General features: G+C 33.4%; 18 protein-coding genes and 1 pseudogene. All 19 read left to right on the top strand.

Going from position 1 to position 20,632, the window contains the following annotated elements; all coding sequences use genetic code 11:
• The first annotated feature begins 33 nt into the window (after positions 1-33).
• The 19 genes and pseudogenes from GJ691_RS09055 (at position 34) to GJ691_RS08965 (ending at position 20,625) form a co-directional block, all read left to right on the top strand.
• On the top strand, positions 34-1,719 hold the full coding sequence (locus tag GJ691_RS09055; RefSeq protein WP_154366055.1) for a DUF6909 family protein: 1,686 nt from the start codon (positions 34-36) through the stop codon (positions 1,717-1,719).
• Positions 1,720-1,725: 6 nt separating this feature from the next.
• A complete protein-coding gene (locus GJ691_RS09050) occupies positions 1,726-2,733 on the top strand; it encodes a hypothetical protein (protein WP_154366053.1) in 1,008 nt (335 codons plus the stop codon).
• Between the two features lie 134 nt (positions 2,734-2,867).
• Positions 2,868-3,881, top strand: a complete 1,014-nt coding sequence (pseB, locus tag GJ691_RS09045) for a UDP-N-acetylglucosamine 4,6-dehydratase (inverting) (protein ID WP_154366051.1) — start codon at positions 2,868-2,870, stop codon at positions 3,879-3,881.
• Positions 3,882-5,027 (top strand): UDP-4-amino-4,6-dideoxy-N-acetyl-beta-L-altrosamine transaminase, encoded by a 1,146-nt coding sequence (pseC, locus tag GJ691_RS09040; RefSeq protein WP_154366050.1) that lies wholly within the window; start codon positions 3,882-3,884, stop codon positions 5,025-5,027.
• Positions 5,020-5,688: a pseudaminic acid cytidylyltransferase gene (pseF, locus tag GJ691_RS09035; protein WP_154366048.1), complete on the top strand. Its 669-nt coding sequence runs from the start codon at positions 5,020-5,022 to the stop codon at positions 5,686-5,688. Before pseC ends, pseF begins: the two co-directional genes overlap by 8 nt.
• Positions 5,689-6,510 carry an aldolase/citrate lyase family protein gene (locus GJ691_RS09030; RefSeq protein WP_154366045.1) on the top strand — a complete coding sequence of 274 codons (822 nt, stop codon included), beginning with the start codon at positions 5,689-5,691 and terminating at the stop codon, positions 6,508-6,510.
• 1 nt (position 6,511) lies between these two features.
• A complete protein-coding gene (locus tag GJ691_RS09025; RefSeq protein ID WP_154366043.1) occupies positions 6,512-6,967 on the top strand; it encodes a MaoC family dehydratase in 456 nt (151 codons plus the stop codon).
• Between the two features lie 5 nt (positions 6,968-6,972).
• Positions 6,973-7,860, top strand: coding sequence for an HpcH/HpaI aldolase/citrate lyase family protein (locus tag GJ691_RS09020; protein WP_154366041.1), 888 nt, complete (start codon positions 6,973-6,975; stop codon positions 7,858-7,860).
• Positions 7,857-8,513: a PglD-related sugar-binding protein gene (locus tag GJ691_RS09015; RefSeq protein WP_154366039.1), complete on the top strand. Its 657-nt coding sequence runs from the start codon at positions 7,857-7,859 to the stop codon at positions 8,511-8,513. The genes GJ691_RS09020 and GJ691_RS09015 overlap by 4 nt, the downstream gene beginning before the upstream one ends.
• A gap of 6 nt (positions 8,514-8,519) precedes the next feature.
• Positions 8,520-9,524, top strand: a complete 1,005-nt coding sequence (locus GJ691_RS09010) for a hypothetical protein (protein WP_154366037.1) — start codon at positions 8,520-8,522, stop codon at positions 9,522-9,524.
• Between the two features lies 1 nt (position 9,525).
• Positions 9,526-10,536: a pseudaminic acid synthase gene (gene pseI / locus GJ691_RS09005; RefSeq protein WP_154366035.1), complete on the top strand. Its 1,011-nt coding sequence runs from the start codon at positions 9,526-9,528 to the stop codon at positions 10,534-10,536.
• Positions 10,518-11,789, top strand: coding sequence for an MATE family efflux transporter (locus GJ691_RS09000; protein WP_154366033.1), 1,272 nt, complete (start codon positions 10,518-10,520; stop codon positions 11,787-11,789). Before pseI ends, GJ691_RS09000 begins: the two co-directional genes overlap by 19 nt.
• 449 nt (positions 11,790-12,238) lie before the next feature.
• The gene (locus GJ691_RS08995; RefSeq protein WP_154366031.1) at positions 12,239-13,279 is read left to right on the top strand and encodes a polysialyltransferase family glycosyltransferase; all 1,041 of its coding nucleotides are present in this window, start codon (positions 12,239-12,241) and stop codon (positions 13,277-13,279) included.
• Positions 13,272-14,435: an O-antigen polymerase gene (locus GJ691_RS08990; RefSeq protein WP_154366029.1), complete on the top strand. Its 1,164-nt coding sequence runs from the start codon at positions 13,272-13,274 to the stop codon at positions 14,433-14,435. The genes GJ691_RS08995 and GJ691_RS08990 overlap by 8 nt, the downstream gene beginning before the upstream one ends.
• Positions 14,436-14,439: 4 nt before the next feature.
• A complete protein-coding gene (locus tag GJ691_RS08985) occupies positions 14,440-15,528 on the top strand; it encodes a glycosyltransferase family 4 protein (RefSeq protein WP_154366027.1) in 1,089 nt (362 codons plus the stop codon).
• A gap of 7 nt (positions 15,529-15,535) precedes the next feature.
• A complete protein-coding gene (locus tag GJ691_RS08980; RefSeq protein WP_154366025.1) occupies positions 15,536-16,756 on the top strand; it encodes an O-antigen ligase family protein in 1,221 nt (406 codons plus the stop codon).
• Between the two features lie 36 nt (positions 16,757-16,792).
• Positions 16,793-17,851, top strand: a pseudogene (locus GJ691_RS08975) (IS3 family transposase); the annotation flags it as partial.
• A 102-nt stretch (positions 17,852-17,953) separates the two neighbouring features.
• The gene (locus GJ691_RS08970) at positions 17,954-19,075 is read left to right on the top strand and encodes a glycosyltransferase (protein WP_154366023.1); all 1,122 of its coding nucleotides are present in this window, start codon (positions 17,954-17,956) and stop codon (positions 19,073-19,075) included.
• Between the two features lie 197 nt (positions 19,076-19,272).
• A complete protein-coding gene (locus GJ691_RS08965) occupies positions 19,273-20,625 on the top strand; it encodes an exopolysaccharide biosynthesis polyprenyl glycosylphosphotransferase (protein WP_154366020.1) in 1,353 nt (450 codons plus the stop codon).
• Positions 20,626-20,632 lie beyond the last annotated feature (7 nt).

Here is a 20,632-nt window from a genome sequence, read left to right as displayed (position 1 = left end):
TATTTAAATTGTAATTTTGCATGAAATTTACGTATGAAAAATACTAGAGTAACAACAAGGGCACAAGAATCTACCAATGCCATTGAGCGTTTGTACATAACCATGCGCCACCTTTTCAATCGTGGTTTTTATAAACCCATGGGCGTATCGGGAGAAACGTTAAGAAATGCCCTTTTGCAATTACGACCGGAGATTTATGGTTCAATTGCTGAAGAAAAAGCGGAATTGGACGGACTTGTTTATGTTTTAGAACGTTTGCCCGAGGGTATTGAACAGTGTAGGTATATTAACCTTACTTCGGATGAAGGCTATGGAAAAGCCCATTTTGCACCGATTATTCCACCGAAAAGGAGAAGAAATTGTTATCGCATCGATGATGAACAGATGAATATCGAGATCACTAGGGGAAGATCAGATATTTATGATATACTTACGCATCTAACGTTTTTATTTATAGAGTCCCATAAAATATGTAAGCATGTCCTTATAGAGGATACGGCTGAGACCATTCGTGATTGGGGCAAATTGGAAGCTGCCTTTAAAAAGAAAAAACTGACTTTGGCCGATCGCGAGGTAGCTTTGATACATACTTCGAATATTCTGAACCGACCTTTTGAGGAAGTTCTGGAATACCACAAAAAATTCGCTACCAAAGCCGAACCTGAAAAGTTTCTTCATATAATCTATTGGATGGGTAAGCTGGCCATTGAGGAAGAGGTAACCGGAAACAAAAGGGCCATTACCTTTACATCAATGTTACGTGAAAGGTTAGGGCACCATATTCATGGGGAACGTTGGGCGAATACCATTAAAGAAGTTTTGGCGAAAAATGATTTGTTGTCAAGACCTATTCATATCATAAGTGCGAATATGCACAGTGTAATGAATTCGCTCTTTGCCAAAAAAGCCTTGGCAAAAGAATATCCTAAGGATGGCTCCTTGGAAATTTATAAGGCACTGAGTTCACATGAAAATCATTTGTTACAAAAGAAAGTAAGGGATGTTGCAAGAAAAAATGGGATGATTACTATAGATGATGAGACGGGCACCAATATCGATGTCCAGATTTTCGATCTGGCGAAGATAGGGGATGATGCTTGTTGCTATGATTTGCCGAAAGGCCTTTCAAAGGAAGAAAAACCTGTTATATTTGTAATGGATTATGCCTTTGGGGAGCAAGCCTATGAAACCATAGATGAGTTGCTCAAACCTTATAAAAGCAAGGAAAAAGGAGATATTTTCTTGGATGTTGCTTCGATTTCAATCATGGGTAAAGCAGGGATTTTAGAAGGGGGAAAAGGGGACTTGATGATACCTTCAGCACATATTTTCGAAGGTACGTCGGATAATTACCCTTTTAAGAACGAACTTTGTGCGAAAGATTTTCAAGGTCATGGGCTTGAGGTTTTTGAAGGAGCCATGGTTACGGTTTTGGGAACTTCCTTGCAGAATAGGGACATTTTGAAGTTTTTCCATAAGTCCACATGGAACGTCATTGGTTTGGAGATGGAAGGGGTACATTATCAGAAGGCCATTCAATCGGCATCGAAAATACGTAAGAGTATTCGAGGCGATGTAAAGGTAAGATATGCCTATTATGCCTCTGATAACCCGTTGGAAACAGGAGGCACGTTGGCTTCAGGTGGTTTGGGAACCACAGGGGTAAAACCCACATATTTGATTACAGACCGGATATTAGAACAAATATTTAATTCATAAGATATAATGGCAGAAAATAATACGCCTAACAACACCAACTCCTCGGACGAAATAGATTTGGGACAGTTGTTTCAATTAATAGGGAAAGGGTTTAACAGCATTTTCAGGGGTTTTTTGAGAGTATTTCTTTACTTAAAAAAGAATGCCTTGATTCTATTGGGATTGATAGTTTTAGGAGGTGCAATAGGCTTTGGTTTAAACCGCATAACCACAAAGAAATTAAAGACAGAGGTTATAGTAAAACCGAATCTTGACAGCCGAAATTATTTGTATGAGGTAGTTGATGAAATTCAATCGAACATAAAAGCCAAGGACACCCTGTTTTTCAAGGATTTGGGTATTGATATTGAAAATTTGGATGGCTTTGAGGTTACTGTCGAATCCTTAGGGGATACTAGAAAAAACAATGAGCAGGGAACAGAATATCTAGAGTTATTGAAGGGCTTTGAAGGGTCTTCCGAGGCCATTTCCGATATCGTTAGGGCAGAAATCTTAAGTAAGAGTACGTTGATCAACCATAAGATCACTTTTTATTTTAAGGATCCGATCTTAGGCCAAGACTATGCCAAAAAACTAATGGCTTATATAAATTCCAATGCATATTTCAATGAATTGATAGAAATCTATAATGTGAATGCGGAAGAACGTATAAAGCAAAATACAAATTTAGTTGGGCAAATAGATGGATTGATAGCTAGTTATGGGGACAAATTAGCGAGCAAGGATAGCAATCCGGTCACTCAAGGTACAATTTCGTTTGATACGGAAGAGAAAATCGACCTAAAGGGCTTATTCGACCTTAAGAACGGTTTGCTTAAAGATATAGAAAGTAAAAAAGTAGAACTGAAGACCAGAACTGAAGCAGTAAAAGTCATTAATTTCGGAAAACCACAACAAGTTCAGAAAGCTTTTTTTGGGAAGAAAATTATATTGATTCCCTTGCTATTGGTCGGTTTGTTCTTTTTGGGTTCTTTTCTTAAGTTTTTGAATAAAAAGGTTGGAGAGGTATACTGAAAACTCTTGCTTTTAAATTTACGCTTGATATAATTTTACTTAAAATTCCCACAAAAATTGTTAAGGTGATTAATTATCGTAATTTTGGCAAGAGACCGAAAATAAGGGTTTTAATTAATACTCAACAAAGAAAAATGGATTTTACTGGCAAATCACTGTTGATCACTGGAGGGACTGGTTCCTTGGGAAAGGCTTTAACAAATTATATTTTAACAAATCATTCTGAAATAAGAAGGGTAATCATCTTTTCTAGGGATGAACAAAAGCAATTTCAAATGGCACAGGAATTTCCGTTTGAAAAATATCCACAAATTAGATTTTTCATAGGAGATGTCAGGGATAAAAATCGATTGATTAGGGCCTTTCAAGGTGTGGATTACGTTATTCATGCTGCGGCGATGAAACATGTGCATTTAGCAGAATATAATCCAGAAGAATGTATAAAAACAAATATTGGTGGAGCCCAGAATGTAGTTGATGCATGTTTTGCCACAAGTGTAGAGAGAGTGGTTGCCCTATCCACAGATAAGGCTTGTGCACCAATAAATCTTTATGGGGCCACAAAATTGACTTCGGATAAGTTGTTTATTGCGGCAAATAATATAAAAGGGGACAGTCCAATACGTTTTTCAGTAGTGAGGTACGGAAATGTTATGGGATCTAATGGGTCGGTAATCCCTTTTTTCATAAATAAGAAAAAAGAAGGTTCTTTACCAATCACAGATCCCGATATGACACGTTTCAATATATCCTTACAAGGAGGGGTGGATATGGTTATGCATGCCATGAAATATGCTTGGGGTGGAGAACTTTATGTTCCTAAAATACCATCGTACAGGATTATGGATGTAGCAGAAGCCATTGCACCTGAATGTGAAAAACCTGTTATAGGCATAAGACCTGGTGAAAAAATTCATGAAGAAATGATTACCCCTTCAGATTCATTCTATACCTATGATCTAGGCAAATATTATACTATATTGCCTTCAACCCATAAATGGAAATTAGAAGACTTTGTAAAAGAATTTAGTGCAAAACCCGTACCACCGAATTTTAGTTATAATTCGGGAGAAAATGATGAATGGGAAACAGTGGAAAGTCTTAGAATTTTAATTAAGGAACATGTAGATACTAATTTTACGGTTTAAATGAAGGCCATACCATACGGAAGACAGAATATTCAACAGGATGATATCGATGCTGTTGTAAAAACACTATCAAGTGATTTTCTAACTCAAGGACCAAAGGTCAAAGAGTTTGAAGACAAATTCGCCAAATATGTTGGGGCAAAATATGCGGTGGCTGTTAATAATGCAACTTCTGGATTACATTTAGCTGTTTTAGCCTTGGGTTTAAAACCAGGAGAACGGGTAATCACTACACCAATAACATTTGCCGCATCTGCTAACTGTGTTAGATATGCAGGAGGTGAAGTTTGGTTTGCAGATATAGATTCGGAAACTTATTTGCTGTCTTTTGAAAAAACAAAAAAACTTATTGAGAGTAAGCCCAAAGGTTTTTTTAAAGGGATAATCCCCGTTGATTTTGCAGGATTACCTGTGAACCTTGAAGAATTTCGCAATTTAGCCGACGAACACAATCTTTGGATAATCGAAGATGCGGCACACGCACCTGGAGGTTACTTTATAGACTCTAAAGGAAATGAACAAAAATGTGGAAATGGCAACTACGCGGATATTGCTGTTTTTTCATTCCATCCAGTTAAACATATTGCCTGTGGGGAAGGTGGAATGGTAACCACAAATTCAGAGGTGCTCTATAAGAAATTATCATTGTTGCGAACACATGGTATTACCAAGGAAAACATGCAGGAAAACCATGGTGGTTGGTATTACGAAATGCAAGAACTAGGGTTTAATTATAGATTAACGGATATTCAGTCCGCTTTAGGCATAACCCAGCTCTGTAAAAATGATGCTGGAGTCAAAAGAAGAAACGAGATTGCTGATGCTTATAAGAATGCTTTTGAGGGTGTTATTAAGTATCAACATCTACCAAATGGAACCTATAATGCACATCATTTGTTCGTAATAGAAGTTGACAATAGGAAAGGATTGTATGATTTCTTGAGAGCACATAATATTTTTGCACAAATACACTACATACCTGTACATACGCTTCCTTATTACCAGGGTATTGGATATGCAGTTGCGGATTTAAGCCAAGCGGAACACTATTATTCGAAGTGTATTAGTTTACCCATGTACCCAAGCTTAACAAATAAAGAACATAATTTTGTAATAGAAAAAGTATTAAATTACATGAATGGCTAATTTAGCAATAATACCCGCAAGAGGAGGAAGTAAGCGTATACCAAGAAAGAATATCAAACATTTTTTAGGCAAACCAATAATTGCTTATTCTATAGAGGCTGCAATTAAAAGCGGCCTTTTTGATGAAGTTATAGTTTCTACTGATGATACTGGAATAGCGAAAATAGCTAAAAGTTTTGGAGCAAAGATACTTTTCAGATCCCTTAAAAATTCAGATGATTATGCTACCTTGGCAGATGTAATAGAAGAGGTTAAAAATCATTATTCTAACAAACAAATATTTTTTGATGCAATCTGTTGTATATTACCTACAGCACCATTAGTTACTGTAGAACTCATAAAAAAAGGATATGATAATTTAATAGAAAATGAAGCTGACTCTGTACGTCCTGTGGTAAAATTCGGATACCCAATCCAAAGAGCTTTTAAGTTGGATAAAGGTAAAGTTTCTTTTGTTAATCAAGAATTCGCAAGTACAAGATCTCAAGACTTAGAACCAGCATTTTTTGATTCGGGAATGTTTTATTGGATGAAATTTGAACTAGGTTTAAAAGGATCTAATAGATATGCTTTTGAGATAGAAGAAATGCAAGCTCAGGACATAGACACCCCTGAAGATTGGAAATTGGCAGAATTAAAATATAAATTAAATAATCAATAAATGGAATCCTTTTTTTTTGTACCTGCAACAAAAATGAACAAGATTCAGGAGCTTCGTAAATTAAAAATCAACACATTTATTATAGATTTTGAGGATGCCATAAAGGCTTCACAGCGAAGTGACTTTTTTTTTGAGCTCGATAATTTAGAAAATTCCAAAGATTGTTATCTGAGGGTTCCAATCCATAATTTAGCAAATCCTAAAGAATTGGATTTGTCTTTACTAAAGGCTTTCATGGACAAAGGCTTTTCTAGATATGTATTACCTAAGATTAATTCTGTAGACGAACTGGATCTGGTTTTGAAAATTTTGGACCATGATTCTTTTGATATTATCCTTTTAGTAGAAACACCTAAATTATATTTGGAGCTCTTGTCAATGACTTTTGAAAATTTGGGAAAACTTACAGGAATAGGATTGGGGAGTCATGATTTTATGTCAATCATAGGAGCTAAGCATCAGTTGGATAACTTAGAAATAATTCGGCAAAATATACTATACTTAGCCAGAGCTTGGGAGATTACAGCAATAGATATTGCCTCCATGGAACTTAACAATGAGACGAGTTTTAAGAAAGAAATTATTGATGGTCATAGCAAAGGTTTTGATGCCAAATTCATTATACATCCCAACCAATATAAAATTCTGAATAGTTTTCAATTCTATACAGAGGAAGAGTATTTATTTGCGTTAAAAGTTGACAAGGTGGTTTCTGAATTAAAGAATAGTAAAGAATTTAACCCTATATTAATAGATGGAAAAATAATAGAACAACCTCATCTAAATAAAATAAAAAAAATACTGAAAAACTACAGAAAATAATATGAAGGCGTTTGAATTAGGAAACTATTTTGAGGATTTTAAGGTTGGGGAGGTAATAAACCACAATACTTCCAAAACTATTTTTGAGAGTGATAATAACCTGTTTAGTCTTTTGACGATGAACCATCATCCAGTGCATACTAATTTAGAATACGTAAAGAACCATCAACACAAAAAAATATTAGTGGTAGGAACATTAGTTTTTAGTTTGGCAGTAGGTATTACGGTTCCAGATATCAGCGGAAAGGCAATTGCCAATCTAGAATATGAAAAGGTGAAACATTTAGCCCCTGTTTTTATCAACGATACGATTTATGCTAAAACCGAAGTGTTAGATAAGTGGCTTACAAAGTCCAATACTACTAGAGGTATTGTTTATGTGGAGACTATTGCTTTTAATCAGAAAGAGGAACCCGTATTAAGTTTTAGAAGAAAAGTGCTAATTTCTAAAAAATAAGACGAATGGACAAAATATTAATGAGGAGTCTAATGTTTGTTCCTGCCCATAGTGAAAAATTAATGTCAAGCGCGGCAAAAATACCCGCAGATGTTTTACTATTGGATATAGAGGATTCAGTACAGCCTGCAGAAAACAAACAAGTTGCCCGAGATATGGTACTTAAATATTTAAGTCAGGGTAAATTTAAAGGCAAACATATCTTTCCAAGAATTAATGACAGGGAAAGTGGCCAATTGTTAAAAGATGTTACGCAACTTTCAGTTAATGGAGTAGATGGTTTTATGTACCCGAAAGCAAAAACCGGGAAGGACATTTATTTTTTCGATAAGCTTTTGGAAACTATTGAGTACGAAAAAGGAATGGAGACAGGTACATTTAAAATTATACCTTTAATAGAGACAGCCTCCGCTGTAATGAATGTTCAAGAAATTTGCTCCGTTTCAAAAAGAGTAATTGCAGTGGCCTACGGTTCCGAAGATTTTATTACCGATTTAGAAGGAATACATGATAAGGAGCATGTAAGTTTGTTCACTCCAAGAGCCATGATAGCAATGGGTGCAAGGGCACAAAATGTAATTCCTATTGATACTGTTCACGTTCGTGTAAAAGATTTAGCAGATTTAGAGGAAAATTTAAAGTTATCTGTTAAACTTGGATTTGAAGGAATGCTAGTTTTAAACCCTTTGGAGTTAGAATTGGTTCATCAGTATTATTCACCTACTGCAGAGCAGGTAAAACATTCCCAAAATATCCTAGAATTCGATCAAGAGGCAAAGAGAGAAGGAAAAGGAGTAGCCATTATAAATGGGAAATTTATTGGTCCGCCGTTTGTAGCCAAAGCAAAGAAAATACTAAAGAAGCACGAACTTGTAAGTAAGAAGAAGAAATGAAAAAGTTAATTATTATAGGAGGTTATGGTAACGGTACTGTTGTGCAGTCAACAGTAGAAGATATAAATGAGGAAAAACAGCAGTGGGAACTTTTAGGATTTTTAAACGATAATGAAAAGGAACCTATTAATGGGTATCCTGTTTTGGGCCCAATAGATAAAGAAACGGTTCAGAATTATCTTAAAGACTCGAATGTTTATTTCTTCTACAGCCTTATATCTGTGAAGTTAAATCATAAGTTTTTGTTTAAGCTTATTGAGTTGGAAATACCAAAGAATAGATTTGCAACTCTTATACATCCTACCGCTGTGGTATCTAAATACGCTAAAATAGGATATGGTGTTTGTATTCAGCCTTTTGTATCCGTAGGTCCAAATACATCAATTGGGAATTTTATTCAGATTTTTGCACAATCTTTAATAGGTCATGGAGCAAAATTGGACGATTACAGTTATGTTGCCAATAATGCGTGCATAGGGGCAGATGTTCACTTAAAGGAGGGTGCCTATTTAGGAACTAATGCAACTACTTTGGAGTATGTGACCTTAGGTAAGTGGTCTATTACGGGGATAGGGGCAGTAGTTTTAAAAAATGTAGATGACTACGCCAAGGTAGTAGGAAGCCCCGCCAGGGTTATTGGCTCAACAAAATAAGCTTTTTTGAAAAGAAAAATACTTTTTAGGGTCGATGCAGGTGAAAAAGTGGGTTTAGGCCATTTTTTTAGAAGTTATAGTTTGGCCAAGGCATTAGCTCAGAAAGGATACGCTGTTACCTTTGTTCACACCAGATCTGGTTTTTGGGACACTCTTGATAATTTTGAATTTCCACATAGTATACTTCAAGAAAAGAACAGCAGCAAGGAGACTATCAATATATGTTTAAATGGTAAATACGAGATACTTTATGTAGATGGTATTATAGATTTTGATAGTAACGATATTAACACATTAAAGGACAATGCTAAGTTGGTTTTTTATCAGAACCTGAGTGAATCAAGATATTTAGCAGATGTATATATTCTTCCATCATTACATCAAAAAGAATCGTTTTTTGAAAAATTCAACAATATTAAAACTCAAATTTATCAAGGGCTTGAATATTTTACTTTTAATGAGAAAATCAGAAATCTTGGATTAAAGGAAATCCAAAGTGATGATTGTGTAAATGATATAGGAATTATTTGCGGAGGTAGCGACCCACGGAATGTGATGTTAATGGTATATAAGCTAATTGACTTTTTAAAATGGGAGAACATTACTTTTAATTTCTATTTTGGGGAAAATTACATGCACCATAACAGTATTCCACAATCAACACCCAAAAACGTAAATTTCTTAGCTTACGACATTAGTGTCATCAATAATAGCGATATGCTTATTGCGGTATTTGGAGTAAGTACTTATGAGTTTATGGCTTTGGGTATGCCAATTATTAGCATTGCCCATCAACAGGCCAATGCTCATGCATCCGAGGTTTTAGAGCATAAGACGGCATCTATTTGTCATTTGGGGCTAATAGATAATATAAAAACAACGGAGCTTAATACAACTATAGCTAAATTTGTAAAAGATATAATTTTCCGTAGATCGTTAAACAAGAATTCCAAGATGGTATTGGATTTTAATGGTATAGAAAGAGTAGTAAAAATCTTAGAACGTATTTAAAATGATAAATTCTGAAAAGGTATTCGTAATTGCGGAGTTATCCGCTAATCATAATAACGATTTAAGTCTTGCAATGGAAACCATTGATGCCATAGCTGAGTCTGGAGCTGATGCTGTGAAAGTGCAAACGTATACCGCCGACTCTCTTACATTGGATGTAGACAATGAATTCTTTGGACCTAGAAAAGAAGGGTTATGGAAAGGAAAAACCTTATATGAGCTTTTTACCGAGGGTAGTTTGCCATATGAATGGCACGCGGAACTTAAAAGCCATGCAGAAGCGCTGGGATTAATTTTTTTCTCATCTCCTTTTGATAAAGAAGGCGTAGATTTTTTAGAAAACTTAAATATTAGTCTTTATAAAATCGCTTCGCCTGAAATTACGGATATACCATTAATTTCTTATGTTGCCTCAAAAGGCAAACCAATTATAATGTCTACGGGGCTTGCAAGTCTAGCAGATATAGAATTAGCTGTGAACACATGTGAAAAAGAAGGAAATTTTGATATTACTTTATTAAAATGTACATCCGAGTATCCTGCTACGCCAGATATGGCAAATTTATTAACCATACCAAACCTTAAAGACACCTTTAATGTAAAAGTTGGCTTGTCCGACCATAGTTTTGGTAGCACCGTGCCCGTGGTTGCGGTATCTCTTGGAGCTACGGTAATAGAAAAGCATTTTGTTTTGGATAGGAAAAAGGGTGGTATTGACGCTGCTTTTTCAATGGAGCCAAAAGAGTTTAAGGAAATGGTGTCCGCCGTTAAAGACGCAAAGGATGCTTTGGGTTCTGTTTCTTATACTTTAACGGAGACAAACAGGAATAGAAGGCGGTCTATTTTTGTATCAAAAGATGTTAAAAAGTACGATAGGATTACTCTAGATAATATAAAATCTATTAGACCTGGCAACGGCTTGCACCCCCTATATTTTAATGAAATTTTAAACAAAAAATTTAGTCAAGAATTAAAAGCCGGAACACCCTTAAGATGGGAATTGATATGCTAAATAAAAATAATCTTGAAAAATTACTTACACTTTTTTGTAGGCTTCTGGGATTGGGGTCAAGATTTCTATTGACTTTTTTGATTACCAAAGAAATATCCCTTGAGTTCCAAGGAGAGTATACCTTGGTTACAACAACGGTTGCATTATTGATAATATTCTTTGGATTTGATTTTTATGTTTATTCAAATAGATTGATTATCAAGGGTAGTTTGGATAAGATTTTTTATTTAAAAAATTCTCTTATTTTTTACTCTTTTTCCTATATCCTGTTGTTTCCCATTATGTGGGTGATTTATAATAAAATAACTTTTATAGACTTAGGCTCGTTTTGGGTGTTATATTTTTTAATTATTTTCGAGCATTTGGGGCAAGAATTTTTTCGCACTTATATTTCTTTGAGAAATCCAGTTTTTGCGAACATATTGCTTTTTATTAGAACAGGTATATGGGCGGGTATCATTGTGGTTAATTTAGTTTTCAATCAAGGTTTCACTATCAGTATAGCAGAAATTTTACAATTGTGGTTACTTTTCGCTTTTATAACATTCGTTCTCGGTGTTTGTTTTTACCCTGGAATAACTATGTTTTTCAGTACGCAAGTAGATTTTTCATGGATAAAGAAAGGAATAGGTGTTGGGTTAACGATGTTCTTATCTACTATTTGCTTAAAAACTATGGAGTATTCAGACAGATACTTAATCACTTATTTTTTGGGAAAGGTAGATTTAGGTGTATACGCTTTATATTTTCAACTGGCCAATTTAATTAATGTCATGGTTTTTACTATGTATATATCTTTTGTGTATCCTGACATCATTCAAGCTGTTCATGAAAAAGATTTGACAGGGATTAACAAAGGAATGAAAACAATAAAAAATAAAACATTCTTATTGATAGGTATTTATGCGGTCTTTTCAATAATTTTTATACCATTTTTTTTAAATTATATAGGCAAAGACGAGCTTTATTCAAATGTTCCAATTTTCTATATTTTATTAGCGGGATGTTTACTGTTGAATTTAAGTTTCTCTTACCATTATTTGATCGTAGGATACGAAAATGAAAAACAAATTTTAAAAGCTACCCTTTTAGCTTGCGTTTTTAATGTAGCGGCAAATATAATTCTAATTCCGTTAATGGGAATTTATGGTGCTGCAATATCCCTTTTAATAGGCAATATTTGTCTGTTTATTTTCAAAAGGAGGTATAGTAATAACATATTATCACAATGGAAAAAAACAAAATTATCATAGCTTTAATGTCCTTCCACAAGAACACATTGGTACAAATATTTCAAAGTTTGTTCAGTGTAAAAGGCAACTTTGTTTTCCGTTGAGAATGTGCAATCTTTAATTCTTTCGATTGTGAGGTTTTAATAATCAATGATTTTAATTTTCAGAAAAAACTTTATAATAATTATTACTAAAAAACAAAAAAGGTAATGACCAATAAAAGGAGTAAATACCTTAGAAAGTAGATATACTTTTAATAACGACATTTATGTGGATAAGAGGAAGGGTATCTTTACACATATGTTCTCACATACAGACTTTATTTAGTCAATAGTAAGCGATTTAACGGTTATTGAAGATAATAAAGTTTGTTTAAAAATAACGCTGACAAAGTATGCTTATAAATATTTATAACCGTTTCTTCTTATTGAAAAGGTGTAGTAGACATTAATTTTAAATAAAAATAAAATATGATAAGAAAAAAGATTAATGTTTTTTTGCCAATTACATCATATTCAATGTATTTGTCAGAGTTGGTAATAACGCAACAAAATCTTCAAGGAGAATGCAATATATTATTGAACCCTCATGGTTTTAATCATGATAGCCTATTATGGGATAGTGTTTGGATGGATGATATACCTCGAATGAACTCAAGGAGAATATTTAAAAAGGTGTTGATTAATTTTCATTATATACGTCGTCTTTCTTCTTATTTTAAGAGAATAAAACCAAATTTAGAAGTAGTTAATCAGGAACTTTGTAATTTTTATTATGTTGATCTATATCATGTATTAACCAACCATATTTTTAGTAAGTATCAATTTAGGGCCAGGTTTATTATAGAAGATGGAATGCTTAATTATTATGAAAGTGAAGGAACGGTTCTGAAATTAGTTAGATTAAAAAATTTGTATTACGGTTTTTTTGGATTAAGTTTTAAGGCTTTACTTAACAAAACACATTTAACTGGCATCTACTTAGATTCGGTTTGTAAACAGTTTGTTACCAATCCCAACGAAACTTTAATCCCCGATAAGTCAATTTTGATAAATCTAGGTAAAGTGCCAATTGAAACTTCCTTTTCCGATGTTCTACTAATTTTAGGCCAAGAACCATTGATTATGTCCGGAATGTCTTATAAGGTTTATTCAGGCTACATCATTGATATGATTAATATTGCTGAAAACACTTATGGGACTTATAAGGAAGTTATATATAAGCCTCATCCAAGAGCAGAAGAAAATCTACTGCTGAAGGTGAAGGAATTACTATGGAATGGCAAAGAAGATATCAATTTCTACTTAGACAAAAAAACAGTCGAACAAAGCTTGTTGGAAATACTTCCTAAAACAATATTTTCTTTTCGTTCAACTTCACTAATATCCATTAAGAACATGTCAAATGGAAGAATTAATATTCATGCTTATATTCCTGAAGGATTAAAGGTTAATCATCGGATTGAAAATGTATTAAGAGTTTTAAATATAGAAATTCACCGAAATGTTTAGACTTAGAAACTTAATCAATCCAGGGGTTATTGTAGCATTATCAAGCCTTTTGAGCTTTTTGGGATGGTTAATCCTTTCTGAGAAAATGTATTATACTTTAAAAAAACCATTCTCTCTATTTTCCTTTGGGGTGTTTTTAGCATTTATCTGGTATTGTTTTGCAATTTTCATTTCATTTTTGGGATTTAAAACAGGAAATTGTTTAAAAATTAAATCATCCTTTGTAGACAAAAACGTTTCCATTGATTCGGATTTGGTGTATAAAACTATTGTGGTTTTAGCCGCGATAGGCTCTTTATATTCATTGGGATACATAATCTCTAAAGTAGGTGGTTTTGGAGAAGTTGTCGAGTTAATATTAAATAACAATGCCAATTTTTTAAAAAAAAATCTTTATAAGGATTATTCCATAGGAATTCGGAGTTTACGTTATGTTTCCATTCATGCCGTTACATTGATGATAATTAGGAGGCTGATTTTCAAAAAAAAGAGAATAATTCTGGATGTCTTTGCGCTTGTGACTTTGTTAATTACTGCGACTATTTCCAGTAGATTATCTATTGTCATGATGTCTATTCAAACAATTTTGATTTTAGTAATTTATAACAAAATAAGAATTAAGTTCAGGAACATGGTTCTTGGTGGTATTTTGTTTTATTTGGTAATTAGTGTTTTTAATTATACCAGAAATTATAATTTTTATTCTGAGAAAGTTGGTTTGAATTTTTTTGAAGCTGGCGCTGCCGATATGATTGTTTATTTAGGAACTCCTTTCCAAGGAGCCGTATCTGTTGGAGAAAATCATGAAACTATTAAAGAACAACCGATGAATTGGCCCTTGTATTCAGGCATTCCATCTTCATTGACAACAAATTCCAGTTTTTTATATTATTATAGGGATTATGGATGGTGGTGTTTTATGGTTGCCGGTTTTCTACTGTTCGTGTATGCTTTTTTTGCTGGGGTATTTGCCAAGTTTAGGTATAATATTTTATTTTTAATATATACATCTATTATGTATATATTCGCCGAGTTTTGGAGAATAGACATGTTTTTTGAAGGGGTAATGATTACCTTATTACTTACACCTATTCTTGCCAGTTTTATTGTGATATCAATGAAATTATTAAGACATGTGAATACCGGAAAAAATTAACTCCATGAATCAAGAAATTGCTAAAAAGAAGTTTATATGTATTGATTCTAGGATGCTTGATAGTTCGGGAATTGGAGTCTATTTGGAAAGAATTATTATTGGATTAATCTTAAATGGTAAATACAAGATATCACTTTTAGTGAAACCGAAACATGTTGATTATTTTAAAAAGTATTCGTCTAGCAACATTAGATATAAAGTACTTCATAGCCCGATTTACCATCCCTTTGAGAGTATAGAGCTTTCATTGAAAATACCCAGATGTGATATTTATTGGAGCCCTCATTTCAATTCAAGCGTGTTTCCAACTTTAGCAAAAGAAAGAATTTGTACCATTCATGATGTTTTTCATTTGGCTAATCCTCAATATTATTCGAAAATTAAATTTTATTATATACGTTTACGTTATCATATATCTTGCCTTTATTCAAAAAAAATCATTTCAGTTTCACAATTCACAAAATGTGAGATAAAAAAGTATTTTCATAAGATTAATGAAAGGAAAATTACTATAATTAAAAATGGTTTAAAATTTGAAGATGTAGCTCCGCCAATGAAAAATAAAGAAAGTGTAAGTTTACGAATCTTATTTGTTGGAAATTTAAAACCACACAAAAATATAAAGTGTTTATTAGAGGCATTCAAAAAAATCAATATTCCCAAAGAGCTAATAATAATTGGGGAAACTAAAGGCTTTTTGAAACCTATGGAGGAAAAAATTCTTAATGAAATGCATAAGGATGATGATATATTTTTATTGGGAAGAGTTGATGAATCAAAATTAAAAGAATGTTATGAAAAGGCCCATTTATTGGTGTTCCCATCACTTTATGAGGGTTTTGGCCTTCCAATATTAGAGGCATTTCATTATAGTTTGCCTTGTATTATTTCGGATATTAGTCCTTTTCGTGAGGTAGCGGGTAAGGCAGGGTTATATTTTAACCCACACGATTCTTTTGATTTAGCGGATAAAATTCAAATGCTTATGACGGATCTTAAATATCGAAGACACCTGATAAGTGAAGGAAAGAAGAGATTGAAATTTTTTTCTTGGGAAAAATCCATTGAATCCCATATTCAGCTTTTTAAATAACCATTATATGTTAGACCTAATTGAGAAATCAATAGACCAAAAAGGTCATGTTTTTGTCAGCATTTTTATTCTCACTCTCTTTTTAAAACACATCTACGCTCCTTATGCCTTAGGTTTGATTGTTATTTATTCTATTTTTTCTTCTGTGAATAAAAACTCTTTTAAATTGGATAAAGATCTATGGGTTTTTTCAATAATTCCTTTAGTCTTTATTTTTAATATTTTAATATTTGGGGCTAACATAGATACGTATCAGAAATTTATTAGAATACTACCTATAATCTTAATGCCTTTTGCTATAAGTTTGATTAAACTCACTTCACGACAAATCCATTTTGTACTTAGTTTTTATATCTATTCCTTAATAATATTTTCAATTTTTTGGATCGGTAGTGTTTCAACTTATTATTGGCAAATCGAAACTAGAGAACATCTCCTTAATTTAAACAGGACCATACTTTACGGTCAGGTTTATATTCCGAGATTTTTTGACTTTCATACACCTTATATTTGTTTATATATTTTAGTTGGTTGTTTAATTTGTTGGTATAAGTTGAAAATTACCAATAGAATCTATTATTTAGGTATATTCATTTTTTTTATTTTATTGATGCTTTATTTTACGGGAAGGACTGCACTTTTCATTGGATTATTGTTACTTGTATATACATTGCTTGATTTTCTTATTAGTAGTAGATACAACTTAATCATCGTGTTAGGAATGGTTATTGTACTATTCACAATTGTAGTTTTATCGGTAAATATGTTTCCAATGTTGCATGATAAGCTTCTAAATATTTCAGAAAAAGGATTTGGCGTTTTTCATAGAATAGATTATTGGAAAGCTTCTATAAATTTAATTAAAGAACATCCTATTTTTGGGTATGGTTTTAAAAATTACCAAAGTGAATTGTTGGCTTATTTTGGGAAAAAGGATGTTACTAATATTCACAATCAATATCTTGAATATCTAGTTCCATCTGGCTTAATAGGTCTTTTATGTTATTTATATTTTAAAGGAAAACTCATTATAAAATCTATTAACACAAAGAATTGGATATTTTTAATTTTCATCATAATGTTTAGTTTAACTGAAATTACAGAATCAATACTAAGTCGACAACGAGGAGTAATGTTGTTCTCTTTGTTTAGTTCATTGTTTTATTTCAGCAATTACAGGGAAACACCTCCTCCCGATGTAAGCTCCATTAAAAACCGAACTGTTTAAAAGTAGAATAATACTATTTAATTTTAAACAGTATTAAGATTTTCACCCACGCAGATTACAAAGATTTTAAAGGAGTTCGACAATGGTAAAAGTGTCGAGAAGATCACTTGTGAGCATGGCGTAAGTTCGACGGCGTTTTTCAAATGGCGCTCCAAGTACGCCGGAATGAATTCAAAGGAATTCAAACGACTCAAGGAATTTGAGGAGAAGAACCGAAAGCTCAAGCAGATGTATGCAAGCTTGGCACTTTACCATCAAATGGCAAAGGAGATCATCGAAAAAAAGCTTTAAAGTCTTGCCGTAAGCGTAGTATAGCTAAAGAACTTGTTCATTACGGTATCAGCAGGGCGTAACGTGTATTGGATATGAGCGTGAGTGTATATTATTATAAACCTTTACCGAATGACGATACGGAAATCGAAAAGGCCTTGCAAAAAAAGGCCAAGGAACATTGGAAGAAAGGCTTCTGGAAGGCCTACGACCGTTTGTGCAATGAAGGTAAGATTTGGAACCATAGACGGGTCCATCGTGTGTACAAGGGCACTTTAATTGCTTTTGAGAAGAAAAGTAAAGAAAAGTCTGCAAGGGTGAAAGTGCCTCTGGAAGTACCTGATGAACTCAACCATACCTGGAGTATGGATTTTGTAACCGATGTCCTGGAAAACAAGAGACGATTCAGGTCATTTAACGTAATTGATGAATTTAAATGGGAGGCACTTTCACCCTTGCAGACTTTTCTTTGACTAGTAACCGTATCGTTTGGGTACTGAACCATCTTATCAACAAAAAAGGAAAACCAAAGAAGATTCGCTTGGACAACCCCCGGAGTTCATTGCCCGGACAGCGAATGATTGGAGCGAGATGCACGGGATAGAGTATAAGTATATTTAACCGGGAAAACCGACCCAAAACGCCTTTGTGGAAAGGTTCAACGGCAGTTATAAGAGAGCGACACTCAACAGGTTCATCTTTGAGGACATCGAACAGCTAAGGGAACGGGTACGGATTTGGATGGACGATTACAATAACCACAGGTCACACAATGCCCTAGGATAATTGTCTCCAAAACAATATTTGGAACTTAATTTCTTGTGAGGTGCCGCACAAGGAATTAAAAACGATAACTTTGATTAAGTTTAAGAAAAATAAGCAGTTCTATCCGAGGGGAGCTTACGGTTCGACCTGAATATTTGAGATATGAAAGTAGCTATAATACATTATTGGTTGATTACCAGAAGAGGAGGTGAAAAAGTAATAGAGAGCATTTTAAAGCTATATCCTAATGCGGATATTTATACACTTTTCTTAGATGGTAATATATATGGGCCCAATTTGCCCAAAAATTCTATTACAACATCTGTTTTAGACAAACCTTGGTTGCGGAAATACTATCAAAAAATATTTCCCTTGTACCCCATTGGGATTAAATCATTGAAATTAAAAGATAATTATGATTTAATAATCTCGTCAGAGTCTGGACCAGCAAAAGGAATTAAAATTAATGATAGTACCCCACATGTGTGCTATGTTCATTCTCCAATGCGCTATTGTTGGGGGTTTACGGATGAATATTTACAGAGCATACCAAAAATACTTCGCCCAATTGCAAGATTCTTTTTTGGTCGATTACGCGAATGGGACATTACAACCATAAGCAATGTTACTAGTTATGTCGTTAATTCTGAGAATGTTGCCAATAGGGTAAAAACTTACTACGGAAAGGACTCAAAAGTAATTTATCCACCAATAGAATTGTCACTTTTTGATAGGCCATTGATTAAAAATATGAAGAGAGATATTTATTTGAGTTTTGGGGCCATCACCCCATATAAGCGTATAGACTTACTTATCGAAGTATTTAATAGGAATGGAAAGGAATTGGTAATTATAGGAAATGGTTCTGAAAAGGAGAAATTAGAATCGAATGCAAATTCCAATATTAAATTTTTGGGAAGTTTGCCTTGGAATCAAATAGAAAAATATCTTGACAGGACCAAAGCATTGATTTTCCCAGGGGAAGAAGATTTTGGTATGATTCCTTTAGAAGTCATGGCATATGGAATTCCAGTTTTGGCCTTTGGTAAAGGAGGTGCTTTGGAAACGGTGATTGAAAATGATTTGGTCAATGAATCTTCAGGTTTCTTGTTTGAAGCTCAAACTCGAGATTCCATCCAGAAATGTATTGATAAGTTCGAGCTAAACGAAAATGGATTCGACCCAGAATGGATAAGGGGTCATGCTAGGGAGTTTGGTGAGGATAAATTTTTAGATAATTTTCGTGGTCACGTAAATAGTTTAATCAACCCTGACCTTCAATAGTAGTTAAATCGACTTAATTTAATTTGGTTTATTGGCCATGTTAATAGATGTGATATTGTGTTATATGGACAGGATTTTATCTATGGGATGCGTGGAAAAGATAGTTGTTCTTAATTAAAATTGTTTAATTTGCATATTGCGCATAACTAATCTTAATATGGTATTTTCATTGCCAAATTAATTAAAAACTTTCTGAATTGAAATATAGAAAAGGTAGATGGTCAAAATCAATTAAGCCTTTAATGGCTTTCGCTGATTTAACTATACTTATTTGCGGCGTCTTTTTGTTTGAAATTCAATTAAGCAATTATTATTCATTTATTGTGTACATTTCCATTGCTTGGATAATCATATCGTTAAAAAACGGTTTTTATGAAGTGGATAGACAGGCTAGGGTAATACAATTATTTTCACTTTTATTTAGGCAGATAGTATTGTTTGTAATCGTATTATATGCTTATATGGGTTTTTTCAAGCAGCCCAATGTCGGAAGATTGGCCCTCGCGAACTATGTGGTTTATGTAACCGTTGTTGTTTTTTCATTTAAGTATTTAGTATTTTTTCTTTTAAAAAAATTCAGGGTTCTCTTAAAAGGAAATGGTCGAACCGTGATTGTAATTGGGGATAATTCAAAAACAAGACAACTCATTAAAATATTTAAATCGAAAAAGGAATATGGTTTTGATTTCAAAGCCAAGTTTTCAGTCAAGGCCCAGGATTTTTCAATAGCGAAATGTTTGGATTATGTAGTTGAGAATGGTATTGATGAAATTTATTTTTCTGTTGCGGAACTATCCAACGAGGAGATTAAACAGCTTGTTGATTTTTCTGACAATAATTTAAGAACCCTAAAATTCATACCAGACAATAAAGATATATTTGCAAAAAACCTGAAATATGAATATTACGATTATATACCCATATTGTCTTTAAGAAACATCGCGGTCCATGAACCTATAAATGCATTTATAAAAAGGTCTTTTGATATTGTTTTTTCATCCTTGGTAATATTGTTCGTATTATCTTGGTTGACACCGTTGATGGCAATATTGATTAAGTTGGAATCTAAAGGGCCTACTTTATTTTTACAAAAAAGACATGGCCTGGACAATCGCGAGTTTTTTTGTTTTAAATATCGTTCTATGGCAATTAATAAAAGTACGGATGATTTACATGTAAAAAAGAACGATATGAGGGTTACAAAAATAGGTAAGTTCATTCGAAAGACCAGTTTGGATGAAATGCCTCAATTCTATAATGTGTTTTCAGGACAAATGTCAGTTGTTGGGCCAAGGCCTCATATGATTTCTCTTTCTGAGGTTTACATGAAAAAGGCAAATCGATATATGTTAAGGCATAGTGTGAAACCTGGAATCACGGGATTGGCTCAAGTTAGTGGATTTCGAGGAGAAGTTGAGGAAGATTCAGATATAATTAATCGCGTTAAATATGATATCTTTTATCTTGAAAACTGGTCCTTGTTGATGGATTTGGGTATTATTTTGCAAACAGTATTGAATTTGTTTAAAGGCGAGGAGAAAGCTTATTAGTTAATTT

This window comes from Maribacter luteus (genome assembly GCF_009674825.1).
GTDB lineage: Bacteria > Bacteroidota > Bacteroidia > Flavobacteriales > Flavobacteriaceae > Maribacter_A > Maribacter_A luteus.
Note: the sequence above shows the minus strand (reverse complement) of the source record. Positions and strands in the feature narration are given on the sequence as shown.

Excerpts from the sequence above, each read along its gene's own strand:
- GJ691_RS09055 (WP_154366055.1), top strand. The coding sequence starts at position 34 with ATGAAAAATACTAGAGTAACAACAAGGGCACAAGAATCTACCAATGCC.
- GJ691_RS09050 (WP_154366053.1), top strand. The coding sequence starts at position 1,726 with ATGGCAGAAAATAATACGCCTAACAACACCAACTCCTCGGACGAAATA.
- pseB (WP_154366051.1), top strand. The coding sequence starts at position 2,868 with ATGGATTTTACTGGCAAATCACTGTTGATCACTGGAGGGACTGGTTCC.
- pseC (WP_154366050.1), top strand. The coding sequence starts at position 3,882 with ATGAAGGCCATACCATACGGAAGACAGAATATTCAACAGGATGATATC.
- pseF (WP_154366048.1), top strand. The coding sequence starts at position 5,020 with ATGGCTAATTTAGCAATAATACCCGCAAGAGGAGGAAGTAAGCGTATA.
- GJ691_RS09030 (WP_154366045.1), top strand. The coding sequence starts at position 5,689 with ATGGAATCCTTTTTTTTTGTACCTGCAACAAAAATGAACAAGATTCAG.
- GJ691_RS09025 (WP_154366043.1), top strand. The coding sequence starts at position 6,512 with ATGAAGGCGTTTGAATTAGGAAACTATTTTGAGGATTTTAAGGTTGGG.
- GJ691_RS09020 (WP_154366041.1), top strand. The coding sequence starts at position 6,973 with ATGGACAAAATATTAATGAGGAGTCTAATGTTTGTTCCTGCCCATAGT.
- GJ691_RS09015 (WP_154366039.1), top strand. The coding sequence starts at position 7,857 with ATGAAAAAGTTAATTATTATAGGAGGTTATGGTAACGGTACTGTTGTG.
- pseI (WP_154366035.1), top strand. The coding sequence starts at position 9,526 with ATGATAAATTCTGAAAAGGTATTCGTAATTGCGGAGTTATCCGCTAAT.
- GJ691_RS09000 (WP_154366033.1), top strand. The coding sequence starts at position 10,518 with ATGGGAATTGATATGCTAAATAAAAATAATCTTGAAAAATTACTTACA.
- GJ691_RS08995 (WP_154366031.1), top strand. The coding sequence starts at position 12,239 with ATGATAAGAAAAAAGATTAATGTTTTTTTGCCAATTACATCATATTCA.
- GJ691_RS08990 (WP_154366029.1), top strand. The coding sequence starts at position 13,272 with ATGTTTAGACTTAGAAACTTAATCAATCCAGGGGTTATTGTAGCATTA.
- GJ691_RS08985 (WP_154366027.1), top strand. The coding sequence starts at position 14,440 with ATGAATCAAGAAATTGCTAAAAAGAAGTTTATATGTATTGATTCTAGG.
- GJ691_RS08980 (WP_154366025.1), top strand. The coding sequence starts at position 15,536 with ATGTTAGACCTAATTGAGAAATCAATAGACCAAAAAGGTCATGTTTTT.
- GJ691_RS08970 (WP_154366023.1), top strand. The coding sequence starts at position 17,954 with ATGAAAGTAGCTATAATACATTATTGGTTGATTACCAGAAGAGGAGGT.